This window comes from Kitasatospora viridis, from assembly GCF_007829815.1.
GTDB classification, from domain to species: Bacteria; Actinomycetota; Actinomycetes; order Streptomycetales; family Streptomycetaceae; genus Kitasatospora; species Kitasatospora viridis.
In genome coordinates, this window is record NZ_VIWT01000001.1 from 3,676,914 (window position 1) to 3,695,458 (window position 18,545).

Here is an 18,545-nt window from a genome sequence, read left to right on the forward strand (position 1 = left end):
GAGCTGGTCCGGGCCGGCTTCGGGATGATCCTGGACGCCCAGCCGGACATCGAGGTGGTCGCCGAGGCGGCCGACGGCGAGCAGGCGATCGCGGCGGTCGCCGAGCACCGGCCCGACGTGCTGCTGCTGGACGTCCGGATGCCGGTGCTGGACGGGCTGGGCGCGGCCCGCCGGGTCTGCGCCGAGTACCCGCTGACCAAGGTGCTGATGCTCACCACCTTCGACATCGACGACTACGTCTACGACGCGCTGCACGCGGGGGCCAGCGGCTTCCTGCTCAAGGACGTCCGCCGGGACGACCTGGCGCACGGGGTGCGGCTGGTCGCCCGGGGCGAGGCGCTGCTGGCGCCCTCGGTGACCCGGCGGCTGATCAGCGAGTTCGCCGCCCGCCGGCCGGGCGGTGCCGGGGGAGCGGCCGCGGCACGGCCGCAGCACCGACTGCTGGAGCAGCTGACGGCCCGTGAGCAGGAGACCCTGCGGCTGCTCGCCAGGGGCCTGTCGAACGCCGAGATCGCCACCGAACTGGTGGTCAGCGAGCACACCGTGAAGACCCATGTGTCCAACGTGCTCAGCAAGTTGGGGCTGCGCGACCGGGTGCACGCGGTGGTCTTCGCGTACGAGGCGGGGGCAGTGGTGGCGGGGGAGGTCTGAGCCCGGCGGGCTGTGACCACTCCGAAACCGGGTGCGGCAGCCGGTGCGGCGCGCCTAGGGTCGGAGCATGACCAGCCGAACCCTTGTCGCCGTGCTCACCGGTGCCGGGATCTCCACCGACTCCGGCATCCCCGACTACCGCGGGCCGAACGGCCTGTGGCAGCGCGACCCGGCCGCCCAGGACCTGGTGACCATCGGCCCCTACCTGGCCGACCCCGAGGTCCGCCGCCGGGCCTGGCTGCTGCGCCGGGACGGCGGGGCGCTGCGGGCCGAGCCCAACGCCGGCCACCGGGCGCTGGTCGAGCTGGACGCGAAGCTGCCGATGCGGGTGCTCACCCAGAACGTCGACGGGCTGCACCAGAAGGCCGGCCTGCGCGACAGCCGGGTGCTGGAGCTGCACGGCACCGCGCGCCGGGTGCGCTGCATGGACTGCGAGTTCACCTGCCCGACCGAGCGGGCGCTGGAGCGGGTGGCGGCCGGCGAGGCGGACCCGCCCTGCCCGGACTGCGGCGGGATCCTGCGCCCGGCCACCGTGATGTTCGGCGAGGCGCTGGATCCGGTGGTGCTGGAGCGCGCCGCCAAGATCGCCCAACTGTGCGACGTGTTCGTCGCGGTCGGCAGCAGCCTGCAGGTGCACCCGGCGGCCGGCCTGGTCGGCGTGGCGGTGGAGGCGGGCGCCCGGCTGATCGTGGTCAACGCCGAGCCGACCCCGTACGACGAGCTGGCCGAGCAGGTCGTCCGGGACCCCATCTCGACGGCGCTGCCCGCCCTGGTGGCTACGCTGACCGGATGACGCCCCGATTCGACCCCTGGTCCGCCGAGTTCGTCGCACACCCCTACGAGGTGTACGCCCAGCTGCGGGCCGACGCCCCGGTGGTCTTCCACCAGGCCACCGGGAGCTGGCTGGTCTCCCGGCACGCCGACGTCAGCGCCCTGCTGCGGGACCGCCGGCTGGGCCGGGTCTACACCCACCGGTTCAGCCACCAGGAGTTCGGCCGCAGCGCGCCCGACCCGGCGCACGAGCCCTTCCACACCCTCAACGACAACGGCCTGCTCGACCTGGAGGGCCCGGACCACACCCGGATCCGCCGACTGGTCGCCAAGGCCTTCACCCCGCGGATGGTCGAGGGGCTGCGCCCGACGGTGGCCCGGCTGGCCGGCGAACTGGTGGACGGCCTGCTCGCCGAGGGCGGCGGCGACCTGATCTCCGCGGTCGCCGAACCACTGCCGGTGGCGGTGATCGCCGAGATGCTCGGCGTGCCCGCCGCCGACCGGGCGCTGCTGCGGCCCTGGTCGGCCGCGATCACCGGGATGTTCGAGCCCAGCCCCACGCCAGAGGCGGCGAAGCGCGCGGTGGACGCCAGCGTCGAGTTCTCCGACTACCTGCGCGCGCTGATCCGCGAGCGCCGGGCGACCCCAGGCCCCGACCTGGTCTCCGCGCTGATCGCCGCCCAGGAGGAAGGCGACCAGCTCTCCGAGCAGGAGATGGTCTCCACCTGCGCGCTGCTGCTGAACGCCGGCCACGAGGCGACCGTCAACACCACCGGCAACGGCTGGTGGGCGCTCTTCCGCAACCCCGACCAGCTGGCCCGGCTCCGGGCCGACGTGGACACCGTGCTGCCCACCGCGATCGAGGAACTGCTGCGCTACGACACGCCGCTGCAGATGTTCACCCGCTGGGTCCTGGAGGACATCGAGGTGGCCGGCAGCACGGTGCCGAAGGGCAGTCAGCTCGCCCTGCTGTTCGGCTCGGCCAACCGCGACGGAGCTCGGTTCGCCGACCCGGACCGACTGGACGTCAGCCGCACCGACAACCCGCACATCAGCTTCGGCGCGGGCATCCACTTCTGCCTCGGCGCCCCGCTGGCCAGGCTCGAACTCGCGGAATCCTATGGCGCGTTGCTGCGACGGGTGCCTAACCTGACGCTGCTGCGCGAACCGGCGTGGCAGCCCGGATACGTGATCCGCGGCCTGACCGAACTCCTGGTGACCACCTGATGCTCCGTGCCACTGGCGCAATGCTCGGCCTCGCGCTGGGCGACGCGCTCGGCTTCCCGACCGAGTTCCAGTCCGTCGAGATGCTCTCCCGCAGCTACCCGGACTGGCGGCAGCTCCCGCTGCGCAAGGAAGCGATCGTCACCGACGACACCCAGATGACGCTCTCGGTCGGCCGGGCGCTGCGCACCGCGCTGGCCCAGGGGCCACTGACCGCGGCGCTATTCACCGAGCCGCTGCGCGCGGAGTTCGTCGAGTGGTGGCGCTCGCCGGAGAACAACCGGGCACCGGGCTTCACCTGCATGAGCGCCTGCGCCGAGCTGAGCCGGCGCGGGGTGCTCTGGCAGGACGCCAGCCGGATCGGCTCCAAGGGCTGCGGCGCCAACATGCGGGTGGCCCCGCTCGGGCTGGTCCGCGAGCTGACGGCGGACCAGCTGGCCGGCGGGGCCCAGCTGCAAGCCGCCCTGACGCACGGTCACCCGACCGGCCTGGCGGCGAGTGAGCTGACCGCGCTGACCGTGCGACTGCTGGTCGATGGCGTCGCCCCGGCCGAACTGCCGGCCCGGCTGCGCGCCCACGCGCTGGCCAACCGCACCCGGTACCGCGAGGACTGGCTGGGCGACCTGTGGACCAGGTCCCACCACCACTCGGCGGAGAAGTTCATCGCGCTGGGCTGGGACGAGTGCCTGGGCGTGCTGGACCGGCTGGACCGGGCACTGGCCGCACCGGACCCGGAGGCCGACCCGTGCCTGGTCACCGGCGAGGGGTGGATCGCCGAGGAGGCCTTCGCCACCGCGCTGCTCTGCTTCCTGCTCTTCCCGCAGGACCCGGTCACGGCGATCCGCCGGGCCGCCTACTCCTCCGGCGACTCGGACTCGCTGGCCTGCCTGACCGGCGCCTTCGCCGGTGCGTACCTGGGCGCTGCGGCCTGGCCGGCCGACTGGGCGGAGCGGATCGAGTACCGCCCGGAGCTGCTGGCGCTCGGCGCCCTCTGGGACTGACGGCCGGTCAGCGCAGCCGCTTGCGCGGGTGCAGCGCGGCGCGGTCGGCGGCGGCCCGGCCGGCCGCCCAGCCCTCGCCGTCGCTCACCCGGACCCGCTGCGAGGTGAGCTTGGGGAACATCTGCTCGGTGGCCGAGTCCACCGCCTGCTCCCGGGCGGCCAGCGCGGGCAGCAGCCGGCTGTCCGGCAGCAGCTGCTCGGCGGTGCCGTCCTCGCGCAGGTGCCGGCCGGCCGCCGCCTCCCGGGTGGTCCGCTCGGTCGCCTCGGTCAGCCGCTCCCGGATCCGGGCCGCGTACGAGACCAGGAACGACTGCCGGAACGCCCTGGTGCGGGAGGCGCCGTCCAGGTGCTGGCGGCTGCCGGCCTTGTGCATCGCCGCGGTGGCCTGCACCAGCAGCGAGGTGTAGAGCAGTTCGACCGCGTCGAGGTCCGGGTCGAAGCCGATCACGGTGCAGAAGGAGAACTCCTTCGCCCAGACCACCCGGCACCGGTTGGCCGCCGCCACCGCGTCCAGCAGCATCGCCTTCGGCCCCTCGTACGGGTTCTCCACCCCGAGGCGCACCGCGCCCGGGGTCGCGCTCCCCTCCGATCCCGGGGGCCGGCCGGCCGCCAGCAGCGCCTCGTCGATGCTGTGCTGGGCCATCAGCTGCTGGGCCTTGGCGGTCAGCGCCTCGGCCTCCTGCGGGTACTCGGTGGACTCCGCCTTGGCCAGCAGCGCGCGGATCCGTCCGAGCATCCGCGGCTCGTCCGGCGACGGCACCGTCGAACGGTGCTCGGCCCGCTGCGCACCGCCCGGCACCGGCCCGACCGGCGCCAGCACCGGCAGCCGGGCGAGCAGCGCCAGCAGCTCCAGCGCGGTGGTGGCCAGCGCGAACCGGTCCAGCCGGTGCCGCTCGGCGAACTCCGGCAGGAACCGCTCGTCGCCGTCCCACCAGGTCTGCTCGGCACCGAGCTCCTGCAGCTGCTCGCGCCAGCGGCGGTCCAGCGCGGCCGGGGCGTGCCGACGGGCCTCGCCGGCCACCAGGCCGGTCAGCAGCGCGAGGTGATCACCCGCCAGGTCACGCCGGACCAGCCGGGCCAGGTCGGCCGGGCGCCAGCCGCGGGCCCAGAGCGAGCCCAGCGAGCGCTCGCCCAGCACCAGCAGGGCCTGGCCGGTCAGCGGCCACTGGTCGGCGGAGGCGGCGAGCAGGGACGCGCCGTCGTCCAGGGCCCGGTCGGCCCGCTTGGGCGGGGCACCCAGCAGCCCGTCCAGCGCCCGTTCCCACAGCCGTACCGCCGTCTGGCTCGAATCGTTGCTCACCCGGCCATGATGCCGGAGCCGCGAAGCGGGCATGATGAGCGTCGGGGCGGAACCCGATCGCGGGCGCGTTCGTCCTCATGCTGGGGAGAGAACCGAGGGAGGAGTCCGGATGGGTGACGTGCAGTCGTGGTCCGGCGGCTGGCCGCCCCGGCAGCCCGCAGCGGCTCCGGTACCCCCGGCCCCCGCGCCCTACGCCGCACCGGCGCCGCCCGCCTTCGGCTCGCCGCACGCCGGGATGCGCGCCGCGCACACCGACCGCGAGCGCACGGTGGACGTGCTGAAGGCCGCCTACGCCGAAGGCCGGCTCTCCGCCGCCGAGTACGGCGAGCGCTTCGACGCGACGCAGAGCGCGCAGACGTACGGCCAGCTGGCCCAGTTGGTCGCCGACCTGCCGGCCGGTCCGGGCCTGGGCCCGGTGGGCGTGCCGATGGCCGTGCCGATCGCCCCGGTGCCCGCCACCTTCCTGCCGCCGCCGACCCGGCCGGCCCCGAACAACTCGGTGGCGATCGCCTCCCTGGTGCTCGGCCTGCTGTGCGTGCCGACGATGGGCGTCGCGGGCCTGCCGGCCGTGGTGACCGGCCACATCGCCCGCAGCCAGATCCGCCGCACCAAGGAGAGCGGTGACGGTATGGCGACGTTCGGGATGGTTCTGGGTTACCTCTCGCTGGCCGGTTGGTCGATGTTCCTCCTGCTCGGCATGTTGGCCGTGGTGGCGCACGGGTAGCGGCCCGGCACGGCCCGTGCCGGCCGCGGCTCCTCCCGGGCGGCGGCCGGATCCGCCACGACCTGCGGCACTCCATTTGTTTTGACCGCGCTCGATGCGCTAGGTACGCTCTGACCTTGTGCCTGGGGTGTCCCCGGGTCCTTGTGCGTGCCAGCACACCGGCCATCGCAGTGGCGAGGTTCAACCCGCCCTGCCCGTGCCGTCGCTGTGCGTCAGCCCATGGGATTCCGCGTGATCCTCTCCGGTGAGAGGCCCAACACACCCGACCTCGGGGGTCGGCGTGAGCTGGGCGGTCCGCTCGGGAACACCGCAGGTTAGTTTCACCAAGCCTTGGCACACAGAAAACGGAGAAACGGTGCCTACGATCCAGCAGCTGGTCCGAAAGGGCCGGCAGGACAAGGTCGAGAAGAACAAGACGCCCGCCCTGAAGGGTTCGCCCCAGCGTCGCGGCGTCTGCACGCGTGTGTACACGACCACCCCGAAGAAGCCGAACTCGGCGCTTCGCAAGGTCGCCCGTGTGCGCCTCACCAGCGGGATCGAGGTCACCGCTTACATCCCGGGCGAGGGCCACAACCTGCAGGAGCACTCCATCGTGCTGGTCCGCGGTGGCCGTGTGAAGGACCTTCCTGGTGTCCGCTACAAGATCATCCGCGGTTCGCTCGACACCCAGGGTGTCAAGAACCGCAAGCAGGCTCGCAGCCGCTACGGCGCCAAGAAGGAGAAGTAAGAATGCCTCGTAAGGGCCCCGCCCCGAAGCGCCCGGTCATCATCGACCCGGTTTACGGCTCCCCGCTGGTGACCTCGCTGGTCAACAAGATCCTGCTGCACGGCAAGCGCTCCACCGCCGAGCGGATCGTCTACGGCGCCCTTGAGGGCGTCCGTGAGAAGACCGGCTCCGACCCGGTCGTCACCCTGAAGCGCGCGCTTGAGAACGTGAAGCCGGCGCTTGAGGTCAAGTCCCGCCGTGTCGGTGGCGCCACCTACCAGGTGCCCGTCGAGGTCCGCCCGGGCCGTGCCAGCACCCTGGCGCTGCGCTGGATGGTCGGCTACTCCCGCGCCCGTCGCGAGAAGACCATGACCGAGCGTCTGATGAACGAGATCCTCGACGCCTCGAACGGCCTCGGCGCCTCCGTGAAGCGTCGCGAGGACACCCACAAGATGGCCGAGTCCAACAAGGCCTTCGCGCACTACCGCTGGTAGTCCCAACCCCGTCACTAGACAGAGAGAGAACGAGCCACCATGGCTGCAACCTCCCTTGACCTCGCCAAGGTCCGCAACATCGGGATCATGGCGCACATCGACGCGGGCAAGACCACCACCACCGAGCGGATCCTGTTCTACACCGGTGTCTCGTACAAGATCGGTGAGGTCCACGATGGCGCTGCCACCATGGACTGGATGGAGCAGGAGCAGGAGCGCGGCATCACGATCACGTCGGCCGCGACGACCTGTCACTGGACGCTCGACGGCGTTGACAACACGATCAACATCATCGACACCCCGGGCCACGTTGACTTCACCGTCGAGGTGGAGCGTTCGCTGCGTGTCCTCGACGGTGGCGTGACGGTGTTCGATGGCGTCGCCGGTGTCGAGCCCCAGTCCGAGACCGTGTGGCGGCAGGCTGACCGCTACGGCGTCCCGCGCATCTGCTTCATCAACAAGCTGGACCGCACGGGCGCCGACTTCTACTTCTGCGTGCAGACCATCGTGGACCGCCTCAAGGCGACCCCGCTGGTCATGCAGCTGCCGATCGGCGCCGAGGGCGACTTCGCCGGCGTCGTCGACCTGGTGAAGATGAAGGCCCTGGTCTGGTCCGCGGACGCCCCCAAGGGCGAGATGTACGACACCGTGGAGATCCCGGCCGACCTGGCCGAGAAGGCCGCGGAGTACCGCGAGGCCCTGATCGACACCGTCTCGAACGTCAGCGACGAGGTGATGGAGCTCGCCCTGGAGGGCGAGGACATCCCCGAGGAGATGCTGGTCGCCGCGATCCGCAAGGGCACGCTGAACTCGGACTTCACTCCGATCTTCTGCGGCTCGGCGTTCAAGAACAAGGGCGTCCAGCCCCTGCTCGACGCGGTCGTGAAGTACCTGCCGTCGCCGCTCGACATCGAGGGCATCGAGGGCACCAAGCCCGGCAACGCCGACGAGAAGATCGTCCGCAAGGCCTCGGACGACGAGCCGCTCGCCGCGCTCGCGTTCAAGATCATGTCGGACCCGCACCTCGGCAAGCTCACCTTCGTCCGGGTCTACTCGGGCCGCCTGGAGTCCGGCACCTCGGTGCTGAACTCGGTGAAGGGCAAGAAGGAGCGCATCGGCAAGATCTACCGCATGCACGCGAACAAGCGTGAGGAGATCGAGTCGGTGGGCGCCGGCGACATCATCGCCGTGATGGGTCTCAAGCAGACCACCACCGGTGAGACGCTGAGCGACGAGAAGAACCCGGTCATCCTGGAGTCCATGGACTTCCCGGCCCCGGTCATCCGCGTCGCGATCGAGCCCAAGTCCAAGGGCGACCAGGAGAAGCTGGGTGTCGCCATCCAGCGTCTCGCCGAGGAGGACCCGTCCTTCCAGGTCAACACGGACGAGGAGACCGGCCAGACCATCATCGCGGGCATGGGCGAGCTGCACCTTGAGGTGCTGGTCGACCGCATGAAGCGTGAGTTCAAGGTCGAGGCCAACGTCGGCAAGCCGCAGGTCGCGTACCGCGAGACGATCCGCAAGGCCGTCGAGCGGATCGACTACACGCACAAGAAGCAGACCGGTGGTTCCGGCCAGTTCGCGAAGATCCAGATCGCGATCGAGCCGATCGAGGCCGGCGAGGGCTACGAGTTCGTCAACAAGGTCACCGGTGGCCGCGTGCCGAAGGAGTACATCCCCTCGGTCGACGCCGGTTGCCAGGAGGCCATGGAGTTCGGCGTGCTCGCCGGCTACCCGCTCCAGGGCGTCCGCGTGATCCTGCTCGACGGTGCCTCGCACGACGTCGACTCCTCCGAGCTCGCGTTCAAGATCGCCGGCTCGATGGCGTTCAAGGAAGGCGCGAAGAAGGCCTCCCCGGCCCTGCTCGAGCCGATGATGGCCGTCGAGGTCACCACGCCCGAGGACTACATGGGCGAGGTCATCGGCGACATCAACTCTCGTCGTGGCCAGATCCGGTCCATGGACGAGCGTCACGGTGCCCGCGTGGTCAACGCGCTGGTGCCGCTCTCCGAGATGTTCGGCTACGTCGGTGACCTGCGCAGCAAGACCTCTGGTCGCGCGAGCTACTCGATGCAGTTCGACTCGTACGCCGAGGTTCCGCGGAACGTGGCGGAGGAGATCATCGCCAAGGCCAAGGGCGAGTAAGACCGGCTGGTCCGGTCCGTGATTCACCCGGAAACGGGACGAATCGCAAGCCTTAGGCTGATAGGAGGCAAATCGGCGGGGTCCACCCGACCCCGCCGGTTCCTCCGCCCCCCATCCGCGGGACGGCATGGGGTGGGTCGAACCACCCCGTACCACAACCCGATCAAAGACCAACTGACGTCGTACGGCGTACAGAACTGTCCTCAGGAGGACTGCAGTGGCGAAGGCGAAGTTCGAGCGGACGAAGCCCCACGTCAACATCGGCACCATCGGTCACATCGACCACGGTAAGACCACGCTGACCGCGGCCATCACCAAGGTGCTGCACGACGCGTACCCGGAGATCAACCCCTTCACGCCGTTCGACCAGATCGACAAGGCCCCGGAGGAGCGTCAGCGCGGTATCACCATCTCGATCGCGCACGTCGAGTACCAGACCGAGGCGCGTCACTACGCCCACGTCGACTGCCCGGGTCACGCCGACTACATCAAGAACATGATCACCGGTGCGGCCCAGATGGACGGCGCGATCCTCGTCGTCGCCGCCACCGACGGCCCGATGCCGCAGACCAAGGAGCACGTCCTCCTGGCCCGCCAGGTCGGCGTCCCCTACATCGTCGTCGCCCTGAACAAGGCCGACATGGTGGACGACGAGGAGATCCTGGAGCTCGTCGAGCTCGAGGTCCGCGAGCTGCTCTCGGAGTACGAGTTCCCGGGCGACGACCTGCCGGTCGTGCGCGTCTCGGCGCTGAAGGCGCTCGAGGGCGACGCCGAGTGGGGCCAGAAGCTCCTCGGCCTCATGTCGGCCGTGGACGAGAACATCCCCACCCCGGAGCGCCTGACCGACCAGCCGTTCCTGATGCCGATCGAGGACGTCTTCACGATCACCGGTCGTGGCACCGTCGTCACCGGCCGCATCGAGCGTGGTGTCCTCAAGGTCAACGAGACCGTCGACATCATCGGCATCAAGACCACCAAGACCACCACCACGGTCACGGGCATCGAGATGTTCCGCAAGCTGCTCGACGAGGGCCAGGCCGGTGAGAACGTCGGTCTGCTGCTCCGCGGCATCAAGCGCGAGGACGTCGAGCGCGGCCAGGTCATCATCAAGCCGGGCACCGTCACCCCGCACACCGAGTTCGAGGCCCAGTCCTACATCCTGTCGAAGGACGAGGGTGGCCGTCACACCCCGTTCTTCAACAACTACCGCCCGCAGTTCTACTTCCGTACCACGGACGTGACCGGCGTCGTGACCCTCCCCGAGGGCACCGAGATGGTCATGCCGGGCGACAACACCGCCATGACGGTCGTGCTGATCCAGCCGATCGCCATGGAGGAGGGCCTCAAGTTCGCCATCCGTGAGGGTGGCCGCACCGTCGGCGCCGGCCAGGTCACCAAGATCCTCAAGTAATTGACGGTCTGAAGGCCTAGCTCGAAAAGGGTCCCGGAGCCCGCTCGCGAGAGCGGGGTCCGGGACCCTTTCGCATGTTCGAACGAGGCGATGGACCCCGTCGGCCGGGGAATTGACAGGCGATCAGCCCGCGTACCCTTGCCTGATTGGCGTCAAACGCCTCTGATATGGCAAGATAGCCAAGTTGCTCGGTTGAGTGCCGATGCTGCGCGCCTCCCGCCGGGAGGACTGGAAGCGAGTCCCAGGTACTCGTCGTTCCCGTGATGGCCGTTCATATCCCCACGGACAGTATGTGGGGGTAGTGGTGTGTAAGCGACACCGCGGCAGCTGCGGGGCGGACGTACGGGAATCTTCCGGGAAGCGTGGGCGGGGCCTCGATCCGGCGTCCATGGGTGCAAGGCCGACCAGGATCCACTGAAGAGGGTTCTTTCCCTTTTCTTAAGCGCAGGCGCGACACGCCCGAGCGCGTGGACCGGAGGGAACCACCCGGGCCGCCACCGGACCAAGCCACCCGGCTCAATCCGGCAGTAGAAGCAGCAGACGACACAAAGGACTACTGAGTAGCCATGGCGGGACAGAAGATCCGCATCCGGCTCAAGGCCTACGACCACGAGGTGATTGACTCCTCGGCGAAGAAGATCGTCGAGACCGTCATTCGCACTGGTGCGCAGGTCGCGGGCCCGGTGCCGCTGCCCACTGAGAAGAACGTGTACTGCGTCATCCGCTCGCCGCACAAGTACAAGGACTCGCGCGAGCACTTCGAGATGCGTACTCACAAGCGTCTGATCGACATCCTCGACCCCACGCCGAAGACGGTTGACTCGCTCATGCGTCTCGACCTGCCGGCTGGTGTCGACATCGAGATCAAGCTCTGAGAGGCGCACCGAAGATGGCTAAGCAGATTAAGGGCATCCTGGGCGAGAAGCTCGGCATGACCCAGGTCTGGGACGAGAACAACCGGATCGTTCCGGTGACCGTCGTCAAGGCTGGGCCCAATGTCGTGACCCAGGTCCACACCGCTGACAGCGCTGCCGGCTACGACGCCGTGCAGATCGGCTTCGGCGACATCGACCCCCGCAAGGTGAACAAGCCCCTCGCGGGTCACTTCGCCAAGGCTGGTGTCACCCCGCGCCGCCACCTGGTCGAGCTGCGTACCTCGGACGCCTCCGAGTACACGCTGGGCCAGGAGATCACCGCCGAGCTGTTCGAGGCGGGTGTCAAGGTCGACGTGACCGGCACCTCCAAGGGCAAGGGCTTCGCCGGTGTCATGAAGCGTCACAACTTCAAGGGCCTCGGCGCCGGTCACGGCGTGCAGCGCAAGCACCGTTCGCCCGGTTCCATCGGTGGCTGCGCCACCCCGGGCCGTGTGTTCAAGGGCCTCAAGATGGCCGGCCGGATGGGTCACGAGCGTGTGACCACCCAGAACCTGACCGTGCACGCGGTTGACGCGGAGAAGGGTCTGCTCCTGATCAAGGGTGCGGTCCCGGGCCCGAACGGCGGCCTCGTCCTCGTCCGCACCGCGGCGAAGGGGCTGTGAAGGATATGAGCACCATTGACATCCTGTCGCCCTCCGGCGACAAGGCCGGCAGCCTTGAGCTGCCCGCTGAGATCTTCGACGCCAAGGTCAGCGTTCCGCTGATGCACCAGGTCGTCGTGGCGCAGCTCGCTGCGGCCCGTCAGGGCACCCACAAGGTCAAGACCCGTGGCGAGGTCCGAGGCGGCGGCCGCAAGCCGTACCGCCAGAAGGGCACCGGCCGGGCTCGCCAGGGCTCGACCCGCGCGCCGCAGTTCGCGGGCGGTGGCGTCGTGCACGGTCCCGTGCCGCGCGACTACTCGCAGCGGACCCCGAAGAAGATGATCGCCGCCGCCCTGCGCGGTGCGCTCACCGACCGGGCCCGCCACGAGCGCATCCACGTCATCACCGGCGTGACCGCGACCGAGGCGCCGTCGACCAAGGCCGCCAAGGGCCTGTTCGGCAAGATCACCGAGCGCAAGAACATCCTCCTCGTCGTCGAGCGTGCCGACGAGCTGGGTCTGAAGAGCGCCCGCAACCTGCCGCACGTTCACATCCTGGACGCGGGTCAGCTGAACACCTACGACGTGCTCGTCTCCGACGATGTGGTCTTCACCCAGGCTGCTTTCGAGCGTTTCGTGGCGGGTCCCGTCGCGTCCGCCAAGGCTGTGGCTGCTGAGGGCGAGCTCGAAGGGAGCGCCGCCTGATGGCTGCAGACATCACGAGCAAGACCTTCACGGACCCCCGTGACGTTCTGGTGAAGCCGGTCATCTCCGAGAAGAGCTACGCGCTCCTCGACGAGAACAAGTACACGTTCGTCGTGTCGCCCGGTGCCAACAAGACCCAGATCAAGCAGGCCGTCGAGGCGGTCTTCTCGGTCAAGGTCGAGTCCGTCAACACGCTCAACCGTCAGGGCAAGCGCAAGCGCTCCAAGACGGGCTTTGGCAAGCGCAAGGACACCAAGCGCGCCATCGTGACGCTGGCTGAGGGCAACCGCATCGACATCTTCGGTGGTCCGGTCTCCTAACGGAGATCGTGATCGTCGATAAGGACGAGGACGAGAGAGCCAAATGGGCATCCGCAAGTACAAGCCGACTACGCCGGGCCGTCGTGGCTCCAGCGTGGCCGACTTCGTAGAGATCACGCGGTCCACGCCGGAGAAGTCGCTGGTTCGCCCCCTGCACAGCAAGGGCGGCCGTAACAACGCCGGTCGTATCACCGCTCGCCACCAGGGTGGCGGACACAAGCGCGCCTACCGCGTGATCGACTTCCGTCGTCACGACAAGGACGGCGTGCCGGCCAAGGTCGCACACATCGAGTACGACCCCAACCGCACCGCGCGCATCGCGCTCCTGCACTACGCGGACGGCGAGAAGCGCTACATCATCGCCCCCCGCGGCATCGCGCAGGGTGACCGGGTTGAGAACGGCCCCACGGCCGACATCAAGCCGGGCAACAACCTGCCGCTGCGCAACATCCCGGTCGGTACCACCATCCACGCGGTGGAGCTGCGTCCCGGTGGCGGTGCCAAGATGGCCCGCTCCGCCGGCTCCGGCATCCAGCTGCTCGCCCGTGAGGGCCGCATGGCGCACCTGCGCATGCCCTCCGGTGAGATCCGCCTGGTCGACGTGCGCTGCCGCGCCACGATCGGCGAGGTCGGCAACGCCGAGCAGTCGAACATCAACTGGGGCAAGGCCGGCCGCATGCGCTGGAAGGGCGTTCGCCCGACCGTGCGTGGTGTCGCCATGAACCCGATCGACCACCCGCACGGTGGTGGTGAGGGTAAGACCTCTGGTGGTCGCCACCCGGTCTCGCCGTGGGGTCAGAAGGAGGGTCGCACCCGTAAGGCCAAGAAGGCTTCGGACGCCCTCATCGTGCGCCGCCGCAAGACCAACAAGAAGCGCTAGGAGCAGGTCAGATGCCGCGCAGTCTCAAGAAGGGCCCCTTCATCGACGGCCACCTCATCAAGAAGGTGGACGCGCAGAACGAGGCGGGTACTCAGAACGTCATCAAGACCTGGTCCCGTCGCTCCGTGATCAGCCCGAGCATGCTCGGTCACACGATCGCGGTGCACGATGGCCGCAAGCACGTCCCGGTGTTCGTCACCGAGTCGATGGTCGGCCACAAGCTCGGCGAGTTCGCGCCGACGCGTACGTTCCGCGGTCACGTCAAGGACGACCGCAAGTCGAAGCGTCGCTAGTCGCCGGCTGAAAGCAACGACTATGACTGACACCAGCAAGGGGACAACCATGGAAGCCAGGGCCCAGGCGCGGTACATCCGCGTCACGCCCATGAAGGCCCGCCGCGTGGTGGACCTCATCCGTGGCATGAGTGCCACGGAGGCCCAGGCGGTCCTGCGTTTCGCTCCGCAGGCCGCGACCGTGCCGGTCGGCAAGGTGCTGAACAGCGCTATCGCCAACGCCGCGCACAACTACAACCACTCCAACGTGGACGACCTCGTCATCAGCGAGGCGTACGTTGACGAGGGCCCGACCCTGAAGCGGTTCCGTCCGCGCGCCCAGGGCCGTGCCTACCGGATCCGCAAGCGGACCAGCCACATCACCGTGGTCGTCAGCAGCAAGGAAGGGACCCGGTAATGGGCCAGAAGGTTAACCCGCACGGGTTCCGCCTCGGCATCAGCACGGACTTCAAGTCCCGCTGGTACGCCGACAAGCTGTACAAGGACTACGTCAAGGAAGACGTCGCCATTCGTCGCATGATGACGAAGGGCATGGAGCGCGCCGGCATCTCCAAGGTCGAGATCGAGCGCACCCGCGACCGCGTCCGCGTCGACATCCACACCGCCCGCCCCGGCATCGTGATCGGTCGCCGTGGCACCGAGGCCGACCGCATCCGCGGCGACCTCGAGAAGCTGACCGGCAAGCAGGTCCAGCTGAACATCCTTGAGGTCAAGAACCCCGAGCTGGACGCCCAGCTCGTGGCTCAGGGCGTCGCGGAGCAGCTGTCCTCCCGCGTGTCGTTCCGCCGTGCCATGCGCAAGAGCATGCAGGGCACCATGAAGTCCGGCGCCAAGGGCATCAAGGTCCAGTGCTCCGGTCGTCTCGGCGGCGCCGAGATGAGCCGTTCGGAGTTCTACCGCGAGGGCCGTGTGCCGCTGCACACCCTGCGCGCGAACGTCGACTACGGCTTCTTCGAGGCCAAGACGACCTTCGGCCGCATCGGCGTGAAGGTCTGGATCTACAAGGGCGACGTCAAGAACATCGCCGAGGTCCGCGCTGAGAACGCTGCTGCCCGCTCGGGCAACCGTCCGGCCCGCAACGACGCCCGCCCCGCGCGTGGCGGCGAGCGCGGTGGCCGTGGCGGCGAGCGTGGTGGCGCCCGTGGCGGTCGTCGTCCCGCGAACACCGAGGCTCCGGCCGCGGCTGTGACCGAGGCGCCGGCGGCTGAGAGCACCGGAACGGAGGCCTGACCCTCATGCTGATCCCCCGTCGGGTCAAGCACCGCAAGCAGCACCACCCCAAGCGCCGTGGCGCTGCCAAGGGTGGCACCGAGCTCGCGTTCGGCGAGTACGGCATCCAGGCCGTTTCCCCGGCCTACGTGACGAACCGGCAGATCGAGTCCGCTCGTATCGCCATCACCCGTCACATCAAGCGTGGTGGCAAGGTCTGGATCAACATCTACCCGGACCGTCCCCTCACCAAGAAGCCGGCCGAGACCCGCATGGGTTCCGGTAAGGGCTCCCCGGAGTGGTGGATCGCCAACGTTCACCCGGGACGGGTCATGTTCGAGCTGTCCTACCCCAATGAGAAGGTTGCTCGTGAGGCGCTCACCCGCGCTGCTCACAAGCTCCCGATGAAGTGCCGGATTGTCCGGCGCGAGGCAGGTGAGAGCTGATGTCGGCCGGCACCAAGGCTGCTGAGCTGCGCGAGCTGGACAACGAGGGTCTCGTTGCCAAGCTCCGCGAGGCCAAGGAGGAGCTGTTCAACCTCCGCTTCCAGGCGGCGACCGGACAGCTCGACAACCACGGACGGCTCCGGCTGGTCCGTAAGGACATCGCGCGGATCTACACCCTGATGCGCGAGCGCGAGCTGGGCATCGAGACGGTGGAGAACGCCTGATGACTGAGAACACCACCAACGACACTGAGGCGCGCGGTTTCCGCAAGACCCGTGAGGGTCTCGTCGTCAGCGACAAGATGGACAAGACCGTCGTCGTCGCCGTCGAGGACCGCGTCAAGCACGCGCTGTACGGCAAGGTCATCCGCCGTACGAACAAGCTGAAGGCGCACGACGAGCAGAACGCGTGCGGCGTGGGCGACCGGGTCCTCCTCGCGGAGACCCGCCCGCTGTCCGCGACGAAGCGCTGGCGCGTCGTCGAGATCCTCGAGAAGGCCAAGTAACGAAGCCGATGAGGTACGGCCGTATGTGCAGCGGGTTCCCCAGGGAACGCCTCTGTGAGCAGCGGCCGGCCCGTCGACTCTCGTTGACGATCAGGAGAAAGCTGTGATCCAGCAGGAGTCGCGACTGCGCGTCGCCGACAACACGGGCGCGAAGGAAATCCTTTGCATCCGCGTTCTCGGTGGCTCCGGTCGCCGCTACGCCGGTATCGGGGACGTCATCGTCGCCACCGTCAAGGACGCGATCCCCGGCGGCAGCGTCAAGAAGGGTGACGTCGTCAAGTGCGTCGTCGTCCGTACCGTGAAGTCGCGCCGTCGTCCCGACGGTTCGTACATCCGGTTCGACGAGAACGCCGCCGTCGTGCTCAAGAACACCGACGGTGACCCCCGTGGCACCCGCATCTTCGGCCCGGTGGGCCGCGAGCTGCGTGACAAGAAGTTCATGAAGATCATCTCGCTTGCGCCGGAGGTGCTCTAACCCATGGCGAACAGCATGAAGATCAAGAAGGGTGACCTGGTTCAGGTCATCACCGGCAAGGACCGCGGCAAGCAGGGCAAGGTCATCCAGGCCATGCCCGCCGAGAACAAGGTCCTCGTCGAGGGTGTGAACCGGGTCAAGAAGCACACCAAGCCCGGCCAGGGCACCGCCGGTGGCATCATCACCGTCGAGGCCCCGGTGCACGTTTCCAACGTGCAGCTGGTCGTCGAGAAGGACGGCAAGAAGGTCGTCACTCGCGTTGGTTACCGCTTCGATGACGAGGGCAACAAGATCCGCGTTGCCAAGCGAACCGGTGAGGACATCTGATGTCTGAGACGACCATCGAGAACGTCGAGAAGGTGGCCCCCCGCCTCAAGGCGCGTTACAACGCCGAGATCAAGGGCCAGCTGCAGGAGGAGTTCTCGTACGAGAACGTCATGCTGATCCCCGGCCTGGTCAAGGTCGTGGTCAACATGGGTGTCGGCGAGGCCGCTCGTGACAGCAAGCTGATCGAGGGTGCCATCAAGGACCTGACCGCGATCACCGGTCAGAAGCCGGCTGTGACCAAGGCTCGTAAGTCCATCGCGCAGTTCAAGCTGCGCGAGGGCCAGCCGATCGGCACCCACGTCACCCTCCGTGGTGACCGCATGTGGGAGTTCCTGGACCGTCTGGTGTCGCTGGCCCTGCCGCGTATCCGTGACTTCCGTGGCCTCTCCCCGAAGCAGTTCGACGGCCGTGGCAACTACACCTTCGGTCTGACCGAGCAGGTCATGTTCCACGAGATCGACCAGGACAAGGTCGACCGTCAGCGCGGTATGGACATCACCGTCGTGACCACCGCCCAGACCGACGACGAGGGCCGGGCGCTCCTGCGCGCTCTGGGCTTCCCGTTCAAGGAGGCGTAACCACATGGCGAAGAAGTCCCTCATCGCGAAGGCCGAGCGCAAGCCGAAGTTCGGCGTGCGGGCCTACACCCGGTGCCAGCGCTGCGGCCGTCCGCACTCGGTGTACCGCAAGTTCGGCCTCTGCCGTGTCTGCCTCCGTGAGATGGCGCACCGCGGCGAGCTGCCGGGCGTGACCAAGAGCTCCTGGTAAGCCAGTAGCCCTCGGCGCACAACTGCGAAGCAGAGGTGCCCGGCCCCTCCCTTTTGGGTCTCTGTACGGATTCCCGTAAGGTAGTGGGGTCGGGCCCCCGCCGCGGCAGCTCCATAGCTGCTCGCGGCCCTTCTTTGGAGGGGCTCGCACCCAGTCTTACTAACGCCGCAGGTCCCCTGCGTCTGTGCCCCTGCCGCACTCCCCGGAGTGCGGCAGGGGGACCTGGCGCGGAGAAACCACGGCGAGAGAGGCCTGAGGCCATCATGACCATGACCGACCCCATCGCAGACATGCTCACGCGTCTGCGTAACGCGAACTCGGCGTACCACGACACCGTGGCGATGCCGGCTAGCAAGATCAAGTCGCACGTCGCGCAGATCCTGCAGCAGGAGGGTTACATCTCCAGCTGGAAGGTCGAGGAGCCGACCGAGGGCGAGGTCGGCAAGAAGCTGACCATCGAGCTCAAGTTCGGTCCCAACCGCGAGCGCTCGATCGCTGGTATCAAGCGCATCAGCAAGCCGGGCCTGCGGGTCTACGCAAAGTCCACCAACCTGCCGAAGGTCCTCGGCGGCCTGGGCGTGGCGATCATCTCCACGTCCTCGGGTCTCCTCACGGACAAGCAGGCCGCCAAGAAGGGCGTAGGCGGAGAAGTTCTCGCCTACGTCTGGTAATTCG

The 18,545-nt window shown here is 68.6% G+C and carries 26 protein-coding genes; 25 read left to right on the forward strand and 1 reads right to left on the reverse strand.

All coding sequences use genetic code 11. The features are described from left to right. Positions 1 to 24 precede the first annotated feature (24 nt). The 4 genes from FHX73_RS16430 (at position 25) to FHX73_RS16445 (ending at position 3,647) form a co-directional block, all read left to right on the forward strand. Complete coding sequence (locus FHX73_RS16430; protein ID WP_145908324.1) at positions 25 to 651, forward strand: response regulator; 627 nt, start codon at positions 25 to 27, stop codon at positions 649 to 651. 67 nt (positions 652 to 718) lie between these two features. After that, a complete protein-coding gene (locus FHX73_RS16435) occupies positions 719 to 1,444 on the forward strand; it encodes an SIR2 family NAD-dependent protein deacylase (protein WP_145905720.1) in 726 nt (241 codons plus the stop codon). After that, positions 1,441 to 2,649 (forward strand): cytochrome P450, encoded by a 1,209-nt coding sequence (locus FHX73_RS16440; protein ID WP_145905721.1) that lies wholly within the window; start codon positions 1,441 to 1,443, stop codon positions 2,647 to 2,649. The genes FHX73_RS16435 and FHX73_RS16440 overlap by 4 nt, the downstream gene beginning before the upstream one ends. Beyond that, complete coding sequence (locus FHX73_RS16445) at positions 2,649 to 3,647, forward strand: ADP-ribosylglycohydrolase family protein (protein ID WP_145905722.1); 999 nt, start codon at positions 2,649 to 2,651, stop codon at positions 3,645 to 3,647. Before FHX73_RS16440 ends, FHX73_RS16445 begins: the two co-directional genes overlap by 1 nt. A 7-nt stretch (positions 3,648 to 3,654) precedes the next feature. Here the strand turns inward: FHX73_RS16445 and FHX73_RS16450 are convergent, their stop codons facing one another. Continuing rightward, positions 3,655 to 4,947 carry a DUF2786 domain-containing protein gene (locus FHX73_RS16450; protein WP_246213563.1) on the reverse strand — a complete coding sequence of 431 codons (1,293 nt, stop codon included), beginning with the start codon at positions 4,945 to 4,947 and terminating at the stop codon, positions 3,655 to 3,657. A gap of 109 nt (positions 4,948 to 5,056) precedes the next feature. On the opposite strand from FHX73_RS16450, the gene FHX73_RS16455 reads away from it, so the two are divergent. The 21 genes from FHX73_RS16455 to rpsH all read left to right on the forward strand — a co-directional run bounded on the left by FHX73_RS16455 (position 5,057) and on the right by rpsH (position 18,541). Next, positions 5,057 to 5,671 carry a DUF1707 and DUF4190 domain-containing protein gene (locus FHX73_RS16455; protein ID WP_342795301.1) on the forward strand — a complete coding sequence of 205 codons (615 nt, stop codon included), beginning with the start codon at positions 5,057 to 5,059 and terminating at the stop codon, positions 5,669 to 5,671. A gap of 355 nt (positions 5,672 to 6,026) precedes the next feature. Further along, a complete protein-coding gene (gene rpsL, locus FHX73_RS16460; RefSeq protein WP_014144289.1) occupies positions 6,027 to 6,398 on the forward strand; it encodes a 30S ribosomal protein S12 in 372 nt (123 codons plus the stop codon). A gap of 2 nt (positions 6,399 to 6,400) precedes the next feature. After that, entirely contained in the window at positions 6,401 to 6,871 is a 471-nt protein-coding gene (rpsG, locus tag FHX73_RS16465; protein WP_035848142.1) for a 30S ribosomal protein S7, read from the forward strand. A 39-nt stretch (positions 6,872 to 6,910) separates the two neighbouring features. Next, a complete protein-coding gene (gene fusA / locus FHX73_RS16470; protein ID WP_145905724.1) occupies positions 6,911 to 9,016 on the forward strand; it encodes an elongation factor G in 2,106 nt (701 codons plus the stop codon). Positions 9,017 to 9,233: 217 nt separating this feature from the next. Beyond that, complete coding sequence (gene tuf, locus FHX73_RS16475) at positions 9,234 to 10,427, forward strand: elongation factor Tu (RefSeq protein ID WP_145905725.1); 1,194 nt, start codon at positions 9,234 to 9,236, stop codon at positions 10,425 to 10,427. Positions 10,428 to 10,993: 566 nt separating this feature from the next. Then, on the forward strand, positions 10,994 to 11,302 hold the full coding sequence (gene rpsJ, locus FHX73_RS16480; protein WP_012785157.1) for a 30S ribosomal protein S10: 309 nt from the start codon (positions 10,994 to 10,996) through the stop codon (positions 11,300 to 11,302). Positions 11,303 to 11,316: 14 nt separating this feature from the next. After that, positions 11,317 to 11,964, forward strand: coding sequence for a 50S ribosomal protein L3 (gene rplC / locus FHX73_RS16485; protein WP_145905726.1), 648 nt, complete (start codon positions 11,317 to 11,319; stop codon positions 11,962 to 11,964). Between the two features lie 5 nt (positions 11,965 to 11,969). Next, positions 11,970 to 12,647, forward strand: a complete 678-nt coding sequence (gene rplD / locus FHX73_RS16490; protein WP_145905727.1) for a 50S ribosomal protein L4 — start codon at positions 11,970 to 11,972, stop codon at positions 12,645 to 12,647. Further along, entirely contained in the window at positions 12,647 to 12,967 is a 321-nt protein-coding gene (rplW, locus tag FHX73_RS16495) for a 50S ribosomal protein L23 (protein ID WP_035848160.1), read from the forward strand. The genes rplD and rplW overlap by 1 nt, the downstream gene beginning before the upstream one ends. Positions 12,968 to 13,010: 43 nt before the next feature. After that, on the forward strand, positions 13,011 to 13,847 hold the full coding sequence (gene rplB / locus FHX73_RS16500; protein ID WP_145905729.1) for a 50S ribosomal protein L2: 837 nt from the start codon (positions 13,011 to 13,013) through the stop codon (positions 13,845 to 13,847). Positions 13,848 to 13,858: 11 nt separating this feature from the next. Further along, positions 13,859 to 14,140, forward strand: coding sequence for a 30S ribosomal protein S19 (gene rpsS / locus FHX73_RS16505; protein ID WP_035848164.1), 282 nt, complete (start codon positions 13,859 to 13,861; stop codon positions 14,138 to 14,140). A 49-nt stretch (positions 14,141 to 14,189) separates the two neighbouring features. Further along, positions 14,190 to 14,537, forward strand: a complete 348-nt coding sequence (rplV, locus tag FHX73_RS16510) for a 50S ribosomal protein L22 (RefSeq protein WP_057231334.1) — start codon at positions 14,190 to 14,192, stop codon at positions 14,535 to 14,537. After that, positions 14,537 to 15,370, forward strand: coding sequence for a 30S ribosomal protein S3 (gene rpsC / locus FHX73_RS16515; protein WP_145905730.1), 834 nt, complete (start codon positions 14,537 to 14,539; stop codon positions 15,368 to 15,370). The genes rplV and rpsC overlap by 1 nt, the downstream gene beginning before the upstream one ends. Before the next feature lie 5 nt (positions 15,371 to 15,375). Next, complete coding sequence (gene rplP / locus FHX73_RS16520; protein ID WP_145905731.1) at positions 15,376 to 15,795, forward strand: 50S ribosomal protein L16; 420 nt, start codon at positions 15,376 to 15,378, stop codon at positions 15,793 to 15,795. Beyond that, positions 15,795 to 16,019 (forward strand): 50S ribosomal protein L29, encoded by a 225-nt coding sequence (rpmC, locus tag FHX73_RS16525; protein ID WP_035848170.1) that lies wholly within the window; start codon positions 15,795 to 15,797, stop codon positions 16,017 to 16,019. Before rplP ends, rpmC begins: the two co-directional genes overlap by 1 nt. After that, positions 16,019 to 16,300, forward strand: coding sequence for a 30S ribosomal protein S17 (gene rpsQ / locus FHX73_RS16530; protein WP_145905732.1), 282 nt, complete (start codon positions 16,019 to 16,021; stop codon positions 16,298 to 16,300). Before rpmC ends, rpsQ begins: the two co-directional genes overlap by 1 nt. Positions 16,301 to 16,403: 103 nt before the next feature. After that, positions 16,404 to 16,775, forward strand: coding sequence for a 50S ribosomal protein L14 (gene rplN / locus FHX73_RS16535; RefSeq protein ID WP_030393301.1), 372 nt, complete (start codon positions 16,404 to 16,406; stop codon positions 16,773 to 16,775). 15 nt (positions 16,776 to 16,790) lie between these two features. Further along, on the forward strand, positions 16,791 to 17,102 hold the full coding sequence (gene rplX, locus FHX73_RS16540) for a 50S ribosomal protein L24 (RefSeq protein WP_035853973.1): 312 nt from the start codon (positions 16,791 to 16,793) through the stop codon (positions 17,100 to 17,102). Further along, positions 17,102 to 17,680 carry a 50S ribosomal protein L5 gene (gene rplE / locus FHX73_RS16545; RefSeq protein WP_035848173.1) on the forward strand — a complete coding sequence of 193 codons (579 nt, stop codon included), beginning with the start codon at positions 17,102 to 17,104 and terminating at the stop codon, positions 17,678 to 17,680. The genes rplX and rplE overlap by 1 nt, the downstream gene beginning before the upstream one ends. 4 nt (positions 17,681 to 17,684) lie before the next feature. After that, positions 17,685 to 17,870, forward strand: coding sequence for a type Z 30S ribosomal protein S14 (locus FHX73_RS16550; RefSeq protein ID WP_030393303.1), 186 nt, complete (start codon positions 17,685 to 17,687; stop codon positions 17,868 to 17,870). Positions 17,871 to 18,133: 263 nt separating this feature from the next. Next, entirely contained in the window at positions 18,134 to 18,541 is a 408-nt protein-coding gene (gene rpsH / locus FHX73_RS16555) for a 30S ribosomal protein S8 (RefSeq protein WP_145905733.1), read from the forward strand. Positions 18,542 to 18,545: the final 4 nt, after the last annotated feature.

Excerpts from the sequence above, each read along its gene's own strand:
- FHX73_RS16430 (WP_145908324.1), top strand. The coding sequence starts at position 25 with ATGATCCTGGACGCCCAGCCGGACATCGAGGTGGTCGCCGAGGCGGCC.
- FHX73_RS16435 (WP_145905720.1), top strand. The coding sequence starts at position 719 with ATGACCAGCCGAACCCTTGTCGCCGTGCTCACCGGTGCCGGGATCTCC.
- FHX73_RS16440 (WP_145905721.1), top strand. The coding sequence starts at position 1,441 with ATGACGCCCCGATTCGACCCCTGGTCCGCCGAGTTCGTCGCACACCCC.
- FHX73_RS16445 (WP_145905722.1), top strand. The coding sequence starts at position 2,649 with ATGCTCCGTGCCACTGGCGCAATGCTCGGCCTCGCGCTGGGCGACGCG.
- FHX73_RS16455 (WP_342795301.1), top strand. The coding sequence starts at position 5,057 with ATGGGTGACGTGCAGTCGTGGTCCGGCGGCTGGCCGCCCCGGCAGCCC.
- rpsG (WP_035848142.1), top strand. The coding sequence starts at position 6,401 with ATGCCTCGTAAGGGCCCCGCCCCGAAGCGCCCGGTCATCATCGACCCG.
- fusA (WP_145905724.1), top strand. The coding sequence starts at position 6,911 with ATGGCTGCAACCTCCCTTGACCTCGCCAAGGTCCGCAACATCGGGATC.
- rpsJ (WP_012785157.1), top strand. The coding sequence starts at position 10,994 with ATGGCGGGACAGAAGATCCGCATCCGGCTCAAGGCCTACGACCACGAG.
- rplC (WP_145905726.1), top strand. The coding sequence starts at position 11,317 with ATGGCTAAGCAGATTAAGGGCATCCTGGGCGAGAAGCTCGGCATGACC.
- rplD (WP_145905727.1), top strand. The coding sequence starts at position 11,970 with ATGAGCACCATTGACATCCTGTCGCCCTCCGGCGACAAGGCCGGCAGC.
- rplW (WP_035848160.1), top strand. The coding sequence starts at position 12,647 with ATGGCTGCAGACATCACGAGCAAGACCTTCACGGACCCCCGTGACGTT.
- rplB (WP_145905729.1), top strand. The coding sequence starts at position 13,011 with ATGGGCATCCGCAAGTACAAGCCGACTACGCCGGGCCGTCGTGGCTCC.
- rpsS (WP_035848164.1), top strand. The coding sequence starts at position 13,859 with ATGCCGCGCAGTCTCAAGAAGGGCCCCTTCATCGACGGCCACCTCATC.
- rplV (WP_057231334.1), top strand. The coding sequence starts at position 14,190 with ATGGAAGCCAGGGCCCAGGCGCGGTACATCCGCGTCACGCCCATGAAG.
- rpsC (WP_145905730.1), top strand. The coding sequence starts at position 14,537 with ATGGGCCAGAAGGTTAACCCGCACGGGTTCCGCCTCGGCATCAGCACG.
- rplP (WP_145905731.1), top strand. The coding sequence starts at position 15,376 with ATGCTGATCCCCCGTCGGGTCAAGCACCGCAAGCAGCACCACCCCAAG.
- rpmC (WP_035848170.1), top strand. The coding sequence starts at position 15,795 with ATGTCGGCCGGCACCAAGGCTGCTGAGCTGCGCGAGCTGGACAACGAG.
- rpsQ (WP_145905732.1), top strand. The coding sequence starts at position 16,019 with ATGACTGAGAACACCACCAACGACACTGAGGCGCGCGGTTTCCGCAAG.
- rplX (WP_035853973.1), top strand. The coding sequence starts at position 16,791 with ATGAAGATCAAGAAGGGTGACCTGGTTCAGGTCATCACCGGCAAGGAC.
- rplE (WP_035848173.1), top strand. The coding sequence starts at position 17,102 with ATGTCTGAGACGACCATCGAGAACGTCGAGAAGGTGGCCCCCCGCCTC.
- FHX73_RS16550 (WP_030393303.1), top strand. The coding sequence starts at position 17,685 with ATGGCGAAGAAGTCCCTCATCGCGAAGGCCGAGCGCAAGCCGAAGTTC.
- rpsH (WP_145905733.1), top strand. The coding sequence starts at position 18,134 with ATGACCATGACCGACCCCATCGCAGACATGCTCACGCGTCTGCGTAAC.